Genomic DNA, 1,427 nt, shown 5'->3' with positions numbered 1-1,427 from the left:
GTTCTACCCGACGTCGTGGTGATGAACCCGCCCTTCGCCTCCTCGGTCGATCGCTCCCGAGACAAGCACATCGCCGCCAAGCATCTCATCGCGGCTGCAAAGCGCCTGGCACCCGGCGGGCGGCTTGTGGCGATCATGCCGCCGGGATTCACGCCCGAACGCGATGCCGCGCATTGGTCCCGCGCCTGCGGCCTCCTGACGCCGCGACTGGCGTTGACGATGCCGGGGCAGGTCTACCGCAAGCTCGGCACCTCTGTCGAAACCCAGCTCATGGTCTTCAACAAGGTGCAGGACGACGGCGAGATGATCCGCGCCAGGGTTCAGGATCTGGAGGAAGCCCTTCCCTTTGTCGACGCCGTGGCCGCAAGCCGGCCTGAGAAGCGCCCCGCCCAACGGGCGGCGACAAACCCTCATGCGCGATCAGTCGGTCCAGTACCTGTCACGCGCAAGCGCCCAGTTGCCACAGTCGCCGCCTCCAAACCCCGCGCCAATGCTGCCATCCCGCTAAGCTTCACAAGTCTTGAGGCTCCGCGCGACAACACGCCCGTCTCGGACATCTATGCGCGCTACCGTCCGCAGCGGATCGAGATCCCGGGTGCGCAAGAACATCCCACGCCGCTTGTCGAAAGTATCGCCATGGCCTCTGTCGCGCCGCCCATGCCCTCTGGCGCGGCCAGTTCAGAATTGCGCCTGCCTGCCAGGCTGATCGAGGATGGGCATCTCTCCGAGGCACAGCTTGAGACCATCATCATGGCACATGATGCCCATGGGCGCGACCTGCCAGGACGATTCACCATCGACGACGACCAGACCAAGCTGACGCGCGCCGATGATAACCCGGATGCACGGGCCTATCGCCTCGGCTATTTCCTCGGCGACGGCACCGGTTGCGGGAAGGGCCGCGAATGCGCGGGGCTGATCCTTTTGAACTGGCTGGCGGGGCGCAGGAAGGCGATCTGGGTTTCCAAATCCGCCACGCTTATCGAGGACGCGATCCGCGACTGGACCGATCTCGGTGGCTCGCCCGCCGACATCCAGCCGCTCTCGAAATGGAAACCGGATCAGCCCATCCCGATGGGCGACGGGATCCTCTTCGTCACCTACGCCACACTGCGGTCCGCGGGCAAATGCGGCACCTCGCGGCTGAGCCAGGTCCTCGACTGGATGGGCGCGGGGTTCGATGGTGTTCTGGCTTTCGACGAAGCCCATGCCATGCAGAACGCGGCCGGGTCCGAGCAGGGCAGGGGGGTCAAACCCTCCCAGCAGGGCCTCGCCGGGCTGCGGTTGCAACTTGCCGCCCCCGGCGCCCGCGTCTTCTATGTCTCGGCCACGGGCGCCACGAGCGTGCACAACCTCGCTTATGCCGCGCGGTTGGGGCTCTGGGGGCAGGGCCCCGAATACCCCTTCCCGAGCCGCGAAAGTTTCGT

1 protein-coding gene is annotated in these 1,427 nt (G+C 66.2%); it reads left to right on the top strand.

Annotated elements, in window-relative coordinates; genetic code table 11:
* Window positions 1-1,427 (top strand): strawberry notch family protein (locus A3764_RS18770; protein ID WP_201722468.1); only part of this gene is annotated, 1,427 nt, incomplete at both ends.

Source organism: Sulfitobacter sp. HI0129 (genome assembly GCF_001635395.1).
Taxonomy (GTDB): domain Bacteria; phylum Pseudomonadota; class Alphaproteobacteria; order Rhodobacterales; family Rhodobacteraceae; genus Sulfitobacter.
This window is presented reverse-complemented; position numbering and strand designations above follow the sequence as displayed.